Raw genomic sequence first — 16,101 nt, forward strand, 5'->3', positions numbered from 1 at the left:
AACCGATGACTCAGCCGGCACCGGGCGGCGCACCCGACGGCGACCAGTTCGCACAGGGCACCCTCGGCTCGTTCCGCACCGCCAAGGACCTGCTCGCGCAGCTGGTCGACAAGATCCGCAAGGAGTGGGACGCGATGGTGGCGCGGATCAACGCGCTGCTGGAGCGCCTCGAGCACGAGCTCAACGAGGACAGCATCTGGTCCACCATCTCCGAGTGGTGGACCAGCAAGATCAAGGATGCGGTCGAGAAGATCCACAAACTGGTCGAACAGCTCGGCGAACAGGTCTCCGGCGTGCTCGCGTCGCTGGAAAAGGTGGTGGCCGGCTCGGTGCCGGTGCTGTCGCTGTTCGAGGTCGGCCTGGACTGGGCGGTGAAGGTCAACACCCCGCTGTCCGACCTGGGTCCGGACATGACCGGCTCCGGTGCCGTCGATGCGTGGCGTGGCCCGGCGAAGGAGACCTATGAGAAGCGGGTACGCGACCAGATCGACGCCGTGGAGGCGACCACCGGCAAGGTGAAGACCGTGAGCAGCTGGCTTGCCGAGGTGGCCGCCGCCAACACCGCGTACATGGTGAGCCTGGCGGATCGCGGCGCGGAGGTGGTCGGCGCGCTGGTCGCGATGGTCATCGACGCCACCGAGTCGGCATCCGGCGCGGTGACCCAGCTGGTCATCACCCTCCAGCACACCTCCGAGCTGATCGGCGAGATCGTCAAGCAGACCCTGCAGTACCTGGCCAACCTGGCCAACCGGATGGCCGAGGTGATCAAGCAGATCACCACCGTGGCCGGCGAGTACGGCGATCACACCGGCCTGCCCGGCGGCAAGTGGCCCGCCCCGGTGAACGCATGAGGAGCGGGCTCCTCGCCGCGGCGGTGGTCGCGATGACCCTGGCCGGCTGCGGCGACGACATCGACACCGGCCCGGTGGAGAACCCGATCACCGGGTCTGCGCCGGCGCCCGCGTCGGCCGCCGGCCTGCCACCGGCGACCGGCAAGTGGGCCGGGCTGACCGCGAAGTGCCCCGCGCTCACCGGTACGGTGGCCGCCCAGCTCGGCCTCTCCGGCGCCGGCCGGCCCACCGACGAGTACGGCGAGTTCGGTGACATCGTCCGCGCCGACTGCGCCTGGAGATCGACGGGCGAGCAGGGCTACACGGCAACCGCGCGGCTCAGCATCTACCAGCGGCAGGAGGGCGCCGACGCGGAGTGGCAGGCGCTGCGCACCGGCCGGACCGACCCGGTGGCGGGGATCGGCCGCGAGGCGTTCGCGTCCCCCGAGCCCGATGGCATGACGGTGCGCGTGCTGTCCGGCAACGCCGTGGCCACCGTCCGGCTCCGGCCGGCCGACCCGTCGGCGGGCCTCGACCGGCTGCGCGAGCCGGCCATCGCCGTCACGAAGGACGTCCTCGATGATCTGCGGTGAGCTCGCATGACGGCGCCGCGGCCGCCGCGATGGTTCTCCGCCGAGGACATCGTCCACGGCCGGGTCACCCTCGCGGGGTATCCGTTCCGATTCATCTGGATCAACGCGACGCCGTCGAGCGGCTTCCGGGTGACCCTGGCCGGCCCGACCGCGACCGCCGCCATGGTCGACATGGTGTTCGCCGCCGCCGAGATGCTGGAGGCCCAGGGCTGGCAGGTCGTCAACTTCGAGCAGGACGGCAAGGTCGCCTACCTTCGCCGGCCCGGCTGACCGGCGGTACGGCCCTCCCGCGTCGGGAGGGTGGGTCAGGGTCAGTCCAGGAAGTCGGTCAGGGTGGGTGAGTCGCCGGCGTTGTGGGCGGCCAGCAGCTCCGCGAAGCGCTCCGACGGCATGGTGCGGACCCCGAGTTCCTCGGCCTTCGCCGCCTTGGAGCCGGCGCCCGCGCCGACCACCACCAGGTCGGTGCGGGCCGAGACCGAGCCCGAGGACCTGCCGCCCAGGTGCTCGACGGCCTCGTTGCCCTCGTTGCGGGTCAGGCCCGGCACCGAGCCGGTGACCACGACGGTCATCGGCCTGCCGTCCTCCGTGACCAGCGGCAGGGGCACCGAGGCCGCGTCGCCGGGTGCGGCGGCGGGGCCGGCCGGGCCGGGCGCGCCGGGCTCGGTCATGTTGACGCCGCGCTCGGTGAGCTTGGCGATGACCGAGGCCAGCTCGATCAGCTCGGCCGCGATCGTCGCCGCCCGCTCCGGGCCCACGGCGTCCACCTCCTGCAACTGCTCGACCGTCGCCGAGGTCAGCGCCCGCATCGAGCCGAAGTGGCGGGCCAGGCGGCGTGACATCGAGCGGCCGGTCATCCGGACGCCGAGGCCGGTGAGCACCCGGGACAGCGGCTGGGCCTTGGAGGCCTCGATGTTCGCCACCAGTTTCGTCGCCGAGGTGCGGCCGAGGCGGTCGAGTTTCGCCAGCGCCTCGGGATCCAGGCCGTAGAGGTCGGCCGGGTCGGTGACCAGGTCCGCCGCGACCAGGGCGGCGATGACCTTGTCGCCGAGGCCCTCGATGTCCATCGAGTCGCGGGCCGCGAAGTAGGACAGCGACTCGCCCGCGCCGCAGGCCCGGCCCTGCACGCAGCGCCAGCGTTTCTGGGAGCGGTCGATCTCGCCGCCGCAGCGGGGGCAGACCTCCGGCGGGGTGAACGGCTGCGCGCCGGCGGGACGCTCGTCGAGCTTCGCGCCGGTGATCTCCGGGATGACCTCGCCGGCGCGGCGGACGAACACGGTGTCGCCGACGCGGACGTCGCGGCGGACCAGGTCGCCGAAGTTGTGCAGCGTCGCCGAGGTGACCACCACCCCGCCCACCTGGACCGGCTCGAGCACCGCGACGGGGGTGATCACGCCGGTGCGCCCGACCTGGACCTCGATCGCGGCGAGCCGGCTGGTGCGGGTGTCCGCCGGGAACTTGTGCGCGATCGCCCAGCGCGGCGCCCGGCTGGACGAGCCGGCCAGGTCGCGGTCGGCCGGGTCGTCGGCCTTGACGACGGCGCCGTCGATGTCGAAGCCGAGGGTGCCGCGGGCCGCGCCCATCGCGGCGATCGCGGCCAGCAGGTCGTCGATCGTCTCGCAGCGCGGCATGCCGGCGGGTGAGGCCGCGGTCGTGGCGACGCCGAGGCCGCCGACCGCGGCCATCGCGGCGGAGTGGGTCAGTCCCTCGCCGCCGGGCAGGTCGTGCACCGCGTAGGCGAGGAAGGACAGCGGCGCGTCGTAGGCGCGGTCCTGTGCCCGCAGCGAGCCGGCGGCGGCGCTGCGGGGGTTGGCGAAGGGCTGGCCGCCGTGCGCGACCCGAAGCTCGTTGGCGCGGGCGAAGTCGGCGTCGGTCATGAAGACCTCGCCGCGGATCTCGACCGTGGCCGCGCTGGTGAGCGCGGCGGGCAGGCCGGCGACCAGCCGGGCCTGGGTGGTGACGTCCTCGCCGGCCACGCCGTCGCCGCGGGTGGTGAGCTGACGCAGCCGGCCGTCGGAGTAGCGGGCCGCGACCGCCATGCCGTCGATCTTCGGCTCGACCGTGTAGCCGTGCGCCGGGTGGCCGAGCACCCGGTCGAGGCGCGCCGCCCAGGTCCGCAGCTCGTCGGCGTCGAAGACGTTGTCGAGGCTGAGCATCGGGGTGCTGTGCGGGACGTCGCCGCCGGCGATGCCCGCGCCGATCGTCGCGGTCGGCGACCCCGCCTCGGCCCAGCCGGGCTCCGCACGCTCGGTGGCGGCGACCCGGGCCAGCAGGGCGTCGTAGGTGGCGTCGTCCATGGCGAGGTCGTCGCCGGCGTAGTAGGCCTCGGCGGCCGGGCGGATCCGGGCGATCGCGTCGTGATAGTCCTCCACCGTGTCGAAGCGCACGGCCTTGGCCGCGTCGACGACCGGCGCGACCTCGTGGTCGGTGCCGTTCGATCCGGCGGAGGGGCGCTTGCTCGGCATGCGGAACTCATTTCCAGGGGCGCGGAGGGCGACGGGACTTCGCGTCTTTTCTACCGCAGGGGTACGACATGCCTCAGCAGGTGTTCGCCAGGTCACCGGCCGGCGGGCGGGCGACCGTGTGGCTCGGCGCGGGCGCCCGGTGCCGCTCGGCCCAGCCGGTCAGCGCGGTGAACGCGGTGCGGAAGCACGGCAGGATCGGCCGCAGCCGGTCCGGGTACGCGTCGTACAGGCCGTCGACGTGGTTGCCGCCCTCGATCCGGTAGTACCGGAAGATCCGGTCGCGGTGCTGCTCGCGCACCATCGCCGCGTACAGGTCGGAGTCCTGGGTGATGGGCAGCAGCGCGTCGAGGGTGCCGTGCAGGGTGATCAGCGGCCGCTGGATGCGGCCGGTGAGCGCGATCCGGCCGATCGCCGCGCGCACCGCCGCCGGGCGGCTCGGGTAGTCGTAGTCGGCGTCGCAGGCGGGGGTTCCGGGCGCGCAGAACGGGGTGCCGGCCTCGGCCGGGCCGTCGTAGTCCGGGTCGAGTTCCTCGCGGTAGATCCGCTGGGTGAGGTCCCAGTAGACGCGGTGGTGGAAGTCCCAGAGAAATTCCGAGCCCGGCGCGAACCCCGCGGCGATGACCTCCGCGGGCCGGTTCCGCGGGTACGCCCGCAGCGCCGGCGGCAGGAAGGTGAGCAGGCTGGGCCGGTCGGGGTGCCAGAGCGTGCCCTCCCAGTCGACGCCGCCGTCGTAGAGCTCGGGGTGGTTCTCCAGCTGCCACCGCACGAGGTAGCCGCCGTTGGACAGGCCGGCGGCGTAGGTGTGCCGCGGTGCCCGGCCGTAGCGGCGCGCGACCGTCGCGCGGGCCGAGCGGGTGAGCTCGGTCATCCGGTGGTTCCATTCCACGATGGCGTCGCCGGGGCGGACCCCGTCGCGGTAGAACGCCGCGCCGACGTTGCCCTTGTCGGTGGCGGCGAAGGCGTAGCCCTGCGCGAGGACCCAGTCGCCGATGGCGAAGTCGTTGGCGTACTGCTCGCGTACGCCGGGCGAGCCGGAGACCACCAGGCCGCCGTTCCAGCGCTCGGGCAGGCGCAGGACGAACTGGGAGTCGTGGTTCCAGCCGTGGGTGGCGTTGGTGGTCGAGGTGTCCGGGAAGTAGCCGTCGATCTGGATTCCGGGCACGCCGGCCGGGTTGCGGGCGCCGGCCGGGGTCAGCCCGGCCCAGTCGGCGGGATCGGTGTGCCCGCCGGCGGTGGTCAGGTCGCTGAGGCACTGCGCCTGTTGCCGTTCGGCGCCCGGAACGACGGGCGCCCGGCACTGGTGCGATGACGGTGCGGGGACGAGGACGGCCGTCAGCAGGACGGCCGCGACGCTGAGGATGGGTGACATCCCGTCATGCTCCGGCGCCGTCGCGGTCTGGACCATGGCCGTCGACCACACTGCCGGTGCCCCCGTCATGGGTGGCGAGGCGGTGCAGGCGCAGGGCGAGCCGCAGTTCGAGGCCGCGTTCGGGCTGCTGCCAGCCGTCGCCGAGCACGTGGCCGATGCGGGCGATGCGCTGGGTGACCGTGTTGACGTGGATGTGCAGCACCTCGGCGGCCCGGGCGGCGTTGGCGCCGGCCTCGAAGTAGGACTCCAGCGTGCGTACCAGGGCGGTGCCGCGCCTGCGGTCGTAGTCCAGCAGCGCGCCGATGGCCTGGGCGACGAACGCGCCGACGTCCCGCTCGGCACCGACCAGCAGCCCGACGAAGCCCAGTTCGGCGGCGCTCGCGCCGTCACCGACGCGGCCCAGCGCCCGCAGTGCCGAGGCGCAGCGGCGGGCCTCGGCGTACGCGGCGGGCACCGGCTGGATCCCGGCGAGCGGGCCGGCCCCTCCCCCAGTGACCGGCTCGCCGAGGTATGCGCCGAGCTCGCGCACCACCCGCCGGGCGGCCTCGCCGGGGTGATCGCCGCCGACCAGCAGCACCACGCAGCCGTCGCGCTGGGCGGCCAGCCCGCCGCAGGCCGCCGCGTACGCGGAGCTCCACTGTGCGGCCCGCTCGCGGTGCCGGTCCGGTCCCGCGGCCACGACCAGCACGTGCGCGGCGTCGAGATCGACGCCGAGCCGCCGGGCCCGCTGCCGCACGGTCACCGGGTCGTCCACCCGCCGGCTCAGCAGGTCCTCGAGCAGTTCGCCGCGGACCCGGCCCTCGGCCTGGGCGAGGCTGCGCCGGAAGAGCAGCAGCAGCGCGGTCACCACCCCGGCACGTTCCAGGATGCGGGTGTCGGTCTCGCTCAGCTCGCCGGGGGCGTGCAGCACGAGGATGCACAGCGCCTCGTTGCCGGCGCCGGCGGCGAGCACCCAGTGCTCGCCGTTGCGGGTGGCCCGGCCCAGGCCGCGGCCGGCCACCGCCGCGGCGGCCAGCGAGCCCACCTCGGCGATGTCGCCGACGGCGGCGAGGCAGTGCCCGTCGGCGTCCAGGATCGCCAGCTCGCCGCCGAGCACCTCGGCGACCACGGCGGCGAGGCCGTCCAGGTCGCCGCCGCGCAGGATCACCTCGGTCATCCGGTCGTGTGCCTCGGCGGCCCGCTCCAGCGATTCGCTGTGCCGGCGGACCACGGTGTTGACCGCGCCGAGTTCCGCGAGCGCGGCCCGGGTCTCGCCGAGCAGCCGGGTGTTGTCGAGCGCGACGGAGGCGTGCGCGGCGAGCGAGCCGAGCAGCGTCACCTCCTCGCGGGTGAAGGGCCGGGCGCTGCGGTTCGCGGCGAAGAGCACGCCGAGCACGCGGCTGCCCAGCCGCATCGGCACGCCCAGGATGGCGACCAGGCCCTCCTCGGTGACGCCGTTGTCGATCTCGGCGGTGTGCTGGAAGCGCGCGTCGGCGGCGTAGCCGGCGGTGACGTACGGCGCGGCGGTCTGCGCGACCAGCCCGCCGAGGCCGGCGCCGAGCGGCAGCCGGAGCTGCTGGAAGCGGGCCGACACCGAGCCGTAGGTCACCCGCATGTAGGTGTCGCCGCGCTCCTCGTCGTTGAGGGTCATGTAGGCGACGTCGGCGTCGAGCAGCTCGCGGGCCCGGCGCACGATCGCCTCCAGCACGGCGTCGAGGTCGCGCAGCGTCGCCAGGTCGCCGACGGTGTCGACCAGGGCGCTCAGCTCCGCCTCGCGGCGCCGCCGGCGCTCCAGCAGCGCCCGGACCCGCAGGGCGAGCCCCCGCACCTCGTCCAGCTCGGCGAGCTCGGCCGGCGCCGCGCCCCGGGCCCGGGCGTCCAGCAGCGGCCGCTCGAACTCGATCGCGGCGGCCTCCCGCAGCAGCAGGTCGAGGAACGCCGCGGTCGGCGAGCTCAATGCGCGGTCCATCCGCCGTCCATCACCATCGAGGTGCCGGTGACGAAGGACGCCCCCGGCGAGCACAGGTACGCGACCAGCTCCGCCACCTCGGCCGGCTCGACCAGGCGCTTGATGGCCACCGGCGTCAGCATCACCTGCTCGACCACCTGCGCCTCGTCCATCCCGTGCCGGGCCGCCTGCGCGGCGATCTGCGCCTCGACCAGCGGCGTCCGCACGTACGCGGGATTGACGCAGTTGGAGGTCACCCCGTGCTCGGCGCCCTCGAGCGCGATCACCTTGGAGAGGCCCTCGAGGCCGTGCTTGGCCGACACGTACGCGCCCTTGAACGGCGAGGCGCGCAGCCCGTGCACCGACGAGACGTTGACGATCCGGCCCCAGCCCTTCGCGTACATGTGCGGCAGGCTGCGCCGCACCAGCCGGAACGGCGCCTCCAGCATCAGGCGCAGGATCAGCGAGAACGTCTCGGGCGGGAATTCGTGCAGCGGCGCGACGTGCTGCAGGCCGGCGTTGTTGACCACGATGTCGACGGCCGGGTCGATGCGGTCGACCGCGGACAGGTCGGAGAGGTCGACGGTCTCGGCGACGCCGCCGATCCGCTCGGCGACGCGGGCCGCGGCGTCGCCGTCGCGGTCGATGACGACGACCCGGGCGCCGGCCGCCGCCAGCCGCTCGGCGCAGGCCCGCCCGATGCCGCTGGCCCCGCCGGTGACGACGGCGGTCCGCCCGGCCAGGCTGTCCCCGGAGGTGCTGGTGTCCATGATGCCCCTCAACGCGAAGTCGTCGACGTGGTGGGAACGGGTGCGGCCGGCGCGTCCGCGCGTCGTCGCGGCGTGCGTCTTCGCGCCGTGCGGGACACGGCGGCGCCGAGCTGCCGGGCGGCGCCCCACAGGCCCTGCCGGAACAGCAGCACCACCAGCACGAAGACGGTGCCGGTGACCAGGCCGATGCCGTTGAAGCCGGAGGTGGACAGGTAGTCCTCGAGGAGCACGACCAGGGCGGCGCCCAGCGTGCTGCCCCAGAGGGTGCCGATGCCGCCGAGCACGACCATCATCACGGCCTTGCCGGAGGTGGTCCAGTAGACCTCCTGCAGCGACGCGAAGCCGTGGCTGATCGAGAACAGGCCGCCGGCCAGGCCGGACAGCGCCGCCGAGAGCACGAAGGCCAGGAGTTTGTAGCGGTCGACCGGGTAGCCGATCGCCCTGGCCCGGGCCGGGTTGTCGCGGATGGCGACCAGCACGTGGCCGAACGGCGAGTGCACGATGCGCCACAGGCAGAGGAGTCCGAACAGGACGATCGGCAGCCCGGCGTAGTAGAAGACGAACGGGTCGCTGAGGTCGGCGCCGAGGAATTCGCGCGGTATGCCCTGCAATCCGTTCTCTCCCCCGGTCGCGCCCCGCCACTGGTTGGCCACGAAGTAGATCATCTGCGCGAAGGCGAGGGTGACCATCGCGAAGTAGATGCCCGTGTTGCGGACGCAGAGGTAACCGATGGGCACGGCCAGCAGGGCGGCCAGCGCCGCGCCGCCGAGCACCGCGAGGGGGAACGGCAGCCCGCCGTGGATGGCGATCAGGCCGGAGGTGTACGCGGCCGTGCCCCAGAAGGCGGCGTGGCCGAACGAGAGCAGGCCGGTGTAGCCGAGCAGCAGGTCGACCGCCGCCGCGAACAGCGCCCAGGTTGCGATGTCCATGGCGACCGGCGGGTAGACCAGCCACGGCAGCGCGAGCGCCAGCGTCAGCCCGGCGGCCAGCAGCAGCCACCGCAGCGGGCGGCGCCCCGCCGCTTCGGTGTGGTGCAGCAGCAGGCGGATCACGTGCGGGCCTCCTCGCGTCCGAACAGCCCCGCGGGCCGCCACAGCAGCACGCCGGCCATGATGATGAAGATCAGCGTCTGGGACAGGGCGGGCACGTACAGGTTGCCCAGCGACTGCGCGACGCCGATCGCGAACCCGGCCAGCACGGAGCCGGACACCGAGCCGAGGCCGCCGATCACCACGACGGCGAAGACCGCGATGATCAGGTCGGCGCCCATCAGCGGGTTGACCGCCCGCATGGGCGCGGCCAGCACGCCGGCCAGCCCGGCGAGGGCGACGCCGAACGCGAAGACCGGGGTCACCCAGCGGCCCACGTTCACCCCGAGCGCGCCGGTGAGCTCGGGACGCTCGGTGGCGGCCCGCACCACCATGCCGACCCGGGTCCGGGTCAGCACCAGCCAGACGGCGGCGCACAGCACGATCGCGGCGGCGAGCACGAACACCTGGTACGCCGGGTAGTCGAACGGGCCGAGGTCGATGGAGCCGGAGAGCTCCGCGGGGCGCGGGTACGGCTGGGACTGCACGCCGTACTCGCGCTTGACCGCGTCCTGCAGCACCAGCGTCAGCCCGAAGGTGAGCAGGAAGTTGTAGAGCGGGTCGAACGGGGTGAGCCGCCGGATCAGGGTGCGTTCGAGCAGCATGCCGAGCAGGAACAGCACCGCCGGCACCAGGAACAGCGCCGCCCAGAACGGCACCCCGAACTCGGCGAGGGCGAGGTAGGCGCCGAACGCGCCGAGCATGAAGAACGCGCCGTGTGCGAAGTTGACCACGCCGAGCATGCCGAAGATGATGGCCAGCCCCAGCGCCAGCAGCGCGTAGAAGCCGCCGCTGACCAGTCCGTTGAAGCACTGCTGCAGCAGGCTGGTCACAGCGTGCAGCCGCCCGCGGACTCCGGACGGAACGCCTCGGCCGCCGGGATGGTCCGCAGGATCTTCTCGTAGTCCCAGTCGGTGGTGACCTCGCTCCTGGGCTTCACCTCGGCCAGGTAGACGTCGTGCACGACCCGGTGGTCGGCGGCCCGGATGGTGGCGTTGCGGGCGAACATGTCGTCGTACGTGTATCCCTCGAGCTTGCCCACGACGGCGTCGGCCGCGTCGGTGCCGGCCCGCTGCACCGCCTCCAGGTACTGCATGGCGGCCGAGTAGTTCGCCGCGTGCGCGAACGACGGCCGGGTCTGTGTCCTGGCGGTGAACCGGTCGGCCCACTGCCGGTTGCGGTCGTCGAAGTTCCAGTACCAGGCGTCGGTGAAGGTGGTGCCGGCGAACGCGTCCGGGCCCAGCGAGTGGATGTCGGTGATGAACATGAGCCCGACCGACAGCTTGATGCCCTGTTCCCGCAGCTTGAACTCGTTGTACTGCTTGACCAGGTTGACCAGGTCGCCGCCGGCCTGCATGACGCCGAGCACGTCCGGCTTGGGCTTGAGCCCCGGCGCCTTGAGCAGGAAGGTGGAGAAGTTGTCGTTCGGGAACGGCGTCGGGTCCTTGGCCACGACCGTGCCGCCGGCGGTGCCGATCGCCGCGCTGAACGACTTCTCCATGTCCTGCCCGAACGCGTAGTCCGGGTAGAGGATGTACCAGTTCTTGCCGCCCTGCCTGGTCACCGCCGTCCCGGTGCCGTTGGCGAGCATGTACGTGTCGTACGCGTAGTGGAACGTGTACTTGTTGCACTGCTTGCCGGTGAGTTCGGTGGTGGCGGCGCCCACGTTGAAGTAGAGCTTCTTCTTCGCCTTGGCCACGTTGGCCACGGCGAGCGCCGCGGAGGACGTCGGCACGTCGAGGATCACGTCGGCGTGGCCGCGGTCGTACAGTTCCTGGGCCTTCGAGTTGGCGATGTCCGGCTTGTTCTGGTGGTCGGCGGACACGACCTCGATGTCGCCGCTGACCGCCTTGTCGCCGTACTTCGCCTGGAAGTCGGCGACGGCCATCTTGACCGCCTCGATGCTGTTCTTGCCGGACAGGTCGGCGTAGACGCCGGACTGGTCGTTGAGGACGGCCAGCACGATCTTGTCGTCGCTCACCGTGGCGTCGGCTCCGCCGCCGGGGCCGCCGCGGCCGCAGCCGGCGACCAGCAGCGTGCCGGCGGCCAGAGCGGCGGTGAGCGCTCTGGTGGAATTTCGCATGGGGAATCTCCTTGGGGGCGTGCGGAGGGGTCAGATGCCCAGGTACGCGAGCAGTTCGTGTTCTCGTTGCCGGACCGCGCCGTTGTCGAGCGTCTCGACGACGCGGCCCTCGGCCAGCAGGTAGTGGCGGTCGGCCACGGTTGTCGCGAAGTGCAGGTTCTGCTCGATGAGCAGCACGGTGACGCCCGCGGCCTTGATCTCGCGCAGGATGTCGCCGATCTGCTGCACCAGCAGCGGCGAGAGTCCCTCGGTCGGCTCGTCGCAGAGCAGCAGCCGGGCGCCGCTGCGCAGGACCCGCGCCAGCGCGAGCATCTGCTGCTCGCCGCCGGAGAGCCGGGTGCCGGGGAAGCGCCGCCGCTGCGCCAGCACCGGGAAGGTGTCGTAGATCCGGCCCAGCGGCCAGGGTTCTGGGCCGACCACGGGCGGGAGCAGCAGGTTCTCCTCGACGCTGAGGGTGGCGAAGACGCCGCGGTCGTCGGGCACGTAGCCGATGCCGGCCCGGGCCCGGCGGTACGCGGGCCGGGACGCCAGCGCCGGGTCGCCGAGGAATTCGAGGCGCCCGGAGCAGTGCGCGTGCAGGCCCATCACGCAGCGCAGCAGGGTCGTCTTGCCGGCGCCGTTGCGCCCGACGAGGGTGACGATCTCGCCCTCGGCGACCGCGAGATCGACGTCCCGCAGCACCTGCGCCTCGCCGTACCAGGCGCTGAGTCCGTCAACGGTCAGCATGGGCTTCTCCGAGGTAGGCGGTGATCACGCGGGGGTCGGCGCGGACCTCGGCGTAGCCGCCCTCGACCAGGACGGTGCCGTGGGTGAGCACGGTGACCCGGTCGGCGAGGTCCGCCACCACCCGCATGTTGTGCTCGACGAGCACGACGGTGCGGCCCGCGCGGACCCGCCGGATCAGGGCGATGGTGCGTTCCACGTCCTCGACGCCCATGCCGGCGGTGGGCTCGTCGAGCAGCAGCACCCGCGGGTCCAGCGCCAGCGCCACGGCCAGTTCGAGGGCCCGCTTGCGGCCGTAGGCCAGGGCGGCGGCCGGCACCTCGGCCGCGTCGGCGAGGCCGACGTCGTCGAGCAGGGCGAGCGCCCGCTCCCGGAACCGGCCCAGGCGGTTCTCGGAGCGCCAGAACCGCCAGCCGAGGCCGGTCGGCGCCTGCAGCGCCAGCTCGACGTGCTCGCGGGCGGTGGCCTGCGGGAACAGGGTGGTGATCTGGAACGAGCGGGCAACGCCCAGCCGGGCCACCCGGTCCGGCGACAGCCCGGTGACGTCGCCGCCGTCGAGGGTGATGCGCCCCCGGCTCGGGCGCAGGAAGCCGGTCAGCAGGTTGAACAGGGTCGATTTGCCGGCGCCGTTGGGCCCGACGAGCGCGTGCACGCTGCCCTCGGCGATGTCGAGGTCGACCCCGTCCACGGCGTGGAAGCCGCGGAACTGCTTGGCGAGCCCGCGGGTCTGGAGGATCGGCGGCGGCATCCCATGCCCTCCTTCGATGTCCGGGCGATGAGGACGCCCTGTGATGCGCAACACTATTGGCGGGCCGACAGCACGCGCCATGTTCGTTACGCACACATCAGGAGGGATTTCAGTGGGGCAAGTCACCACCCCTCGTAACGCGCCGTTCACCAAAACGGCGCCCGAAAAGGGCGTTCCAGTATGGTGTCGTCACATCTGGAAGCTTAGTTCCGGCATAAGTTTGCAGCGGACATGAATATTCGTCCGAACATCCATGGCATTCCGATCTTCGGTTGCGGACCATGGAGCGCGTGTCCGGACGCCACCGTAGAACCTTCAGCCTGACCATCATTCTCGCCTCGGCCCTGGCCGCCGTCGTCGTTGTCGGCGCCGGCTCCTGGCTCGGCTACGAACAGCTCTCCGCAAAGGACTGTTCCGGCCAGCTCACGCTGGACGTCGCCGCAGTCTCCGAGATATCCGGGGCCGTGCGCACGGCCGCCGCCGCCTGGGTAAAGGAAGACGCCCAGGTCAACGGCGTCTGCGTGGCGGTGAACGTCAAAGAACTCGACCCGGCCGCCGGCGCCGCCGCGATCGCGGAGCGCCACGGAGTCACCATCGCCGGGCTCGGCGGCGCGGCCGGCCAGACCGAGGTGCCGGACGTGTGGATCCCGGACTCGTCGTCCTGGCTGCTGCGCGTGGGCGCCGACGCGCCCGGCTTCATCCCGGGCGATGCCGCGCCCATCGCCGAGAGCCCCGTGGTGCTGGCCATGCCCGCCCCGGTCGCCAAGCAGCTCGGCTGGCCGGCCAAGCAGCTCAAGTGGCAGGAGATGCTCGCCGCGCTGACCGGCGGCAAGACCCTGCGCCCCGGCATCGTCGACCCGACCCGTGACGCCGCCGGCCTGGCGGGCCTGCTCGCCCTCGGCGGCGCGGCCGGCAGCGACGCCGCCGGCACCCAGAAAAAGGTCGCCGCGCTGCGCGCGCTGGCGGAGAACAGCTCCAGCATCCGCCAGGACCTGGTGGAGAAGTTCCCGGGCACGGCTCAGGAGTTGACGACCGGGCTGAGCGCCGCCCCGCTGTCGGAGGAGGACGTGGTCGCGTACAACGCGGCCAAGCCCGCGGTTCCGCTCGCGGCGCTCTACCTCGACCCGGCGCCGGCCGCGCTGGACTACCCGTTCGCGATCATGCCCGAGGTCGACCCGCAGAAGGGCCTGGCCGCGGCCGCCCTGCACAAGGCGCTGGGCGGTCCGGTCTTCCGCAACGCGCTCGCCGCGGCGGGGCTGCGCGGCCCGGACGGCACGGCCGGTTCCGGCTTCGCCGCGCCCGAGGGCGCGCCCGCGACGGCCACCCCGGTCGGGCGGGCCTCGGCCGACTCCGGCGAGGCGGTCACGATCGCCGCGAAGACCACCGCCGCGATCAGCGGGGTGCTCGGCAGCTGGGCCGCGATCACCAAGCCCGGCCGGGTCCTCGCCGTCTTCGACGTGTCCGGCTCGATGCTGACGACGGTGCCGACCGCCGGCGGCCTCACCCGCAACGAGGTCACCAAGCGCGCCGCGGTGCAGGGCCTGTCGCTCTTCGACGACCGGTGGGCCGTCGGCACCTGGTTCTTCTCGACCAACATGGTCGGCAAGCGGCCGTGGAAGGAGAAGGTGCCGATCAGCCCGCTGACCGCCGCCCGCACCGAGCTCAGCAAGTCGATCGCGGAGATGGAGCCCAAGCGCAAGGGCGACACCGGCCTCTACGACACGGCGCTGGCCGCGTACGAGAACGTGCAGAAGAGCTGGCAGCCCGGCCGGGTCAACTCGGTGCTGCTGTTCACCGACGGCGTGAACGAGAACCCCGGCGGCCTCACCCGGGCCGAGCTGCTGACCAAGCTGAAGAAGCTGCGGGACCCGAACCGCGAGGTCCGTCTGGTGATCATCGGCATCGGCACCGGCGTCGACCGCAACGAGCTCACCGCCATCACGAAGGCGACCGGTTCCGGCGCGGTGTACATCGCGGAGGACCCGGCCAAGATCGGTGAGATCTTCCTGCAGGCGATCGCGAGCCGCTCCGGCGCCTGACGATCCGTTCGATGTGGTACGCCTGCTGCCCCGGCTCACCCGGTCCGGGGCAGCAGGCCGTTCTGTCAGGCGATCGCGCAGGCGACGCCGTTCAGCGTGAACGCCGCCGGCTTGCCGCTGTCGCCGGTGTGTGTCGCCTGCAGGCCTATGCTGGTCGAGGCACCCGTCGCCAGCGCGCCGTTGTACGAGACGTTGCGGGCCGTGACGGCTCCGCTCGACGGCGCGTACGTGGCGTTCCAGCCCGAGGTGATGACCTGCCCGGCGGGCAGCGTGAAGCCGAGGGACCAGCTCGTCAGCGCCGGCCCCGTGTTCGTGATGGTGATCGACGCGGTCAGCCCGGTGTTCCAGGCGTTGACCGCGTAGCCGACCCGGCAGTTACCCGCCGGCGGCGGCGTCGTCGGTGACGGCGGCGGCGTGGTCGCCGAGCCGCTCGGGTCCGGCACCGTCGGCGTGTCGAGGCCGAAGAAGCTGATCGTCCGCTCGGCCATGCCGCTGGTCGGCAGCGAGTGCCCGACGCCGGCCACGCTGATCGCCTCGACCGGCGCCTGCGTCGCCGCCGACCCGTACCGGGTGCGGGTCCAGCCCGATTGCGGCGAGTCGGTGAGCACCGGCGTCTGGCTCACCCCCAGCACGTTCGTCCACTGCTTGATCTCCTCGGCGAAGTTCGGGTAACGCAGCGTCGCGTCCTGGTCGCCGTGCCAGACCTGCATCCGCGGCCGGGCGCCGGAGTAGCCCGGGTAGGCGGCCCGGACCAGGTCACCCCAGGCCTGCGCGGTCTTGGTGATCTGCCCGTTCGCGCAGGCGCTGTTCCAGCTGGAGCCGTCGGTGGTGGCGAAGCAGCCGAACGGCACGCCCATGAACGCCGAGCCGGCCCGGAACACGTCCGGGTAGTCGCCGAGCAGGACGTTCGTCATCATCGCGCCGGACGAGGCGCCGGTGACGAACGTGCGGGCCGGGTCGGTGCGGTAGCGCTCCTGCACGTACCGGACCATCGAGACGATGCCGACCGGGTCGCTGTTCCCGTCGTGGCGCAGCGCCCCGGCCGACGAGACGTCGAAGCAGTTGCCCGACCTCGTCGCCGACGGGTAGATGACGATGTAGCCGTACCGGTCGGCCAGGGACGCGAACTGGGTACCGGAATAGAAGGCGGGGCCCGAGCCGGTGCAGTAGTGCACGGCCACGAGCAGCGCCGGGTTGCTCGGCAGCCGGTCCGGGACGTACAGGTGCATCCGGAGGCCGGTCGGGTTGGTGCCGAAGCCGGTGACCTCCTGCAGCGAGGCCGCGGCGGCCGGCGTGGCGGGCAGCAGGGTGGTCGCGGTGACGAGGGCCGCCGCGGCGACGGTCACCGCCAGCAGGGCGTGAGCGAGTCTCTTCATGACATTCCTCGGATCCTTCACGGGCCCCGGCGCGAGGCGACGGTGACGCGTCGCGCCGGAGCGGGTCGGTCAGCCTCCGGCGCGGGACGGCCG

At 72.9% G+C, this 16,101-nt stretch carries 13 protein-coding genes and 1 pseudogene; 4 read left to right on the plus strand and 10 right to left on the minus strand.

Annotated features, from left to right (window positions below; all coding sequences use genetic code 11):
• Positions 1-5: 5 nt before the first annotated feature.
• Genes AB0F10_RS25715 through AB0F10_RS25725 form a run of 3 tightly spaced genes read left to right on the plus strand, consistent with a single transcriptional unit; the run spans position 6 to position 1,693 of the window.
• Entirely contained in the window at positions 6-851 is an 846-nt protein-coding gene (locus tag AB0F10_RS25715; RefSeq protein ID WP_360629974.1) for a hypothetical protein, read from the plus strand.
• Positions 848-1,423, plus strand: a complete 576-nt coding sequence (locus AB0F10_RS25720) for a hypothetical protein (protein WP_360629977.1) — start codon at positions 848-850, stop codon at positions 1,421-1,423. Before AB0F10_RS25715 ends, AB0F10_RS25720 begins: the two co-directional genes overlap by 4 nt.
• 6 nt (positions 1,424-1,429) lie before the next feature.
• On the plus strand, positions 1,430-1,693 hold the full coding sequence (locus tag AB0F10_RS25725) for a hypothetical protein (RefSeq protein ID WP_360629980.1): 264 nt from the start codon (positions 1,430-1,432) through the stop codon (positions 1,691-1,693).
• 41 nt (positions 1,694-1,734) lie between these two features.
• On the opposite strand, the gene ligA is transcribed toward AB0F10_RS25725, so the two are convergent.
• The 9 genes and pseudogenes from ligA to AB0F10_RS25770 all read right to left on the minus strand — a co-directional run bounded on the left by ligA (position 1,735) and on the right by AB0F10_RS25770 (position 12,593).
• Entirely contained in the window at positions 1,735-3,885 is a 2,151-nt protein-coding gene (gene ligA, locus AB0F10_RS25730; RefSeq protein ID WP_360629983.1) for an NAD-dependent DNA ligase LigA, read from the minus strand.
• Between the two features lie 73 nt (positions 3,886-3,958).
• The gene (locus AB0F10_RS25735; RefSeq protein WP_360629986.1) at positions 3,959-5,254 is read right to left on the minus strand and encodes a tannase/feruloyl esterase family alpha/beta hydrolase; all 1,296 of its coding nucleotides are present in this window, start codon (positions 5,252-5,254) and stop codon (positions 3,959-3,961) included.
• Between the two features lie 4 nt (positions 5,255-5,258).
• The gene (locus AB0F10_RS25740; protein WP_360629989.1) at positions 5,259-7,202 is read right to left on the minus strand and encodes a GAF domain-containing protein; all 1,944 of its coding nucleotides are present in this window, start codon (positions 7,200-7,202) and stop codon (positions 5,259-5,261) included.
• Positions 7,187-7,951 carry a 3-hydroxybutyrate dehydrogenase gene (locus AB0F10_RS25745; RefSeq protein WP_360629992.1) on the minus strand — a complete coding sequence of 255 codons (765 nt, stop codon included), beginning with the start codon at positions 7,949-7,951 and terminating at the stop codon, positions 7,187-7,189. The genes AB0F10_RS25740 and AB0F10_RS25745 overlap by 16 nt, the downstream gene beginning before the upstream one ends.
• 116 nt (positions 7,952-8,067) lie before the next feature.
• A pseudogene (locus AB0F10_RS25750) lies at positions 8,068-9,003 on the minus strand (branched-chain amino acid ABC transporter permease); the annotation flags it as partial.
• Complete coding sequence (locus AB0F10_RS25755) at positions 9,000-9,872, minus strand: branched-chain amino acid ABC transporter permease (protein ID WP_360629995.1); 873 nt, start codon at positions 9,870-9,872, stop codon at positions 9,000-9,002. The gene AB0F10_RS25755 and the pseudogene AB0F10_RS25750, both read right to left, overlap by 4 nt.
• Complete coding sequence (locus AB0F10_RS25760; RefSeq protein WP_360629998.1) at positions 9,869-11,122, minus strand: ABC transporter substrate-binding protein; 1,254 nt, start codon at positions 11,120-11,122, stop codon at positions 9,869-9,871. Before AB0F10_RS25760 ends, AB0F10_RS25755 begins: the two co-directional genes overlap by 4 nt.
• A gap of 30 nt (positions 11,123-11,152) precedes the next feature.
• On the minus strand, positions 11,153-11,848 hold the full coding sequence (locus AB0F10_RS25765; RefSeq protein ID WP_360630001.1) for an ABC transporter ATP-binding protein: 696 nt from the start codon (positions 11,846-11,848) through the stop codon (positions 11,153-11,155).
• Positions 11,835-12,593, minus strand: a complete 759-nt coding sequence (locus AB0F10_RS25770) for an ABC transporter ATP-binding protein (RefSeq protein ID WP_360630004.1) — start codon at positions 12,591-12,593, stop codon at positions 11,835-11,837. The genes AB0F10_RS25765 and AB0F10_RS25770 overlap by 14 nt, the downstream gene beginning before the upstream one ends.
• Positions 12,594-12,883: 290 nt before the next feature.
• On the opposite strand from AB0F10_RS25770, the gene AB0F10_RS25775 reads away from it, so the two are divergent.
• On the plus strand, positions 12,884-14,632 hold the full coding sequence (locus AB0F10_RS25775; protein WP_360630007.1) for a VWA domain-containing protein: 1,749 nt from the start codon (positions 12,884-12,886) through the stop codon (positions 14,630-14,632).
• Positions 14,633-14,697: 65 nt separating this feature from the next.
• Here the strand turns inward: AB0F10_RS25775 and AB0F10_RS25780 are convergent, their stop codons facing one another.
• A complete protein-coding gene (locus tag AB0F10_RS25780; protein WP_360630010.1) occupies positions 14,698-16,008 on the minus strand; it encodes a PHB depolymerase family esterase in 1,311 nt (436 codons plus the stop codon).
• Positions 16,009-16,101: the final 93 nt, after the last annotated feature.

The sequence above is a fragment of the Actinoplanes sp. NPDC026623 genome (assembly GCF_040638275.1).
Taxonomy (GTDB): domain Bacteria; phylum Actinomycetota; class Actinomycetes; order Mycobacteriales; family Micromonosporaceae; genus Actinoplanes.

Coding starts and splice junctions, on each gene's coding strand:
- AB0F10_RS25715 (WP_360629974.1), top strand. CDS start 6: ATGACTCAGCCGGCACCGGGCGGCGCACCCGACGGCGACCAGTTCGCA.
- AB0F10_RS25720 (WP_360629977.1), top strand. CDS start 848: ATGAGGAGCGGGCTCCTCGCCGCGGCGGTGGTCGCGATGACCCTGGCC.
- AB0F10_RS25725 (WP_360629980.1), top strand. CDS start 1,430: ATGACGGCGCCGCGGCCGCCGCGATGGTTCTCCGCCGAGGACATCGTC.
- ligA (WP_360629983.1), bottom strand. CDS start 3,885: ATGCCGAGCAAGCGCCCCTCCGCCGGATCGAACGGCACCGACCACGAG.
- AB0F10_RS25735 (WP_360629986.1), bottom strand. CDS start 5,254: ATGTCACCCATCCTCAGCGTCGCGGCCGTCCTGCTGACGGCCGTCCTC.
- AB0F10_RS25740 (WP_360629989.1), bottom strand. CDS start 7,202: ATGGACCGCGCATTGAGCTCGCCGACCGCGGCGTTCCTCGACCTGCTG.
- AB0F10_RS25745 (WP_360629992.1), bottom strand. CDS start 7,951: ATGGACACCAGCACCTCCGGGGACAGCCTGGCCGGGCGGACCGCCGTC.
- AB0F10_RS25760 (WP_360629998.1), bottom strand. CDS start 11,122: ATGCGAAATTCCACCAGAGCGCTCACCGCCGCTCTGGCCGCCGGCACG.
- AB0F10_RS25765 (WP_360630001.1), bottom strand. CDS start 11,848: ATGCTGACCGTTGACGGACTCAGCGCCTGGTACGGCGAGGCGCAGGTG.
- AB0F10_RS25770 (WP_360630004.1), bottom strand. CDS start 12,593: ATGCCGCCGCCGATCCTCCAGACCCGCGGGCTCGCCAAGCAGTTCCGC.
- AB0F10_RS25780 (WP_360630010.1), bottom strand. CDS start 16,008: ATGAAGAGACTCGCTCACGCCCTGCTGGCGGTGACCGTCGCCGCGGCG.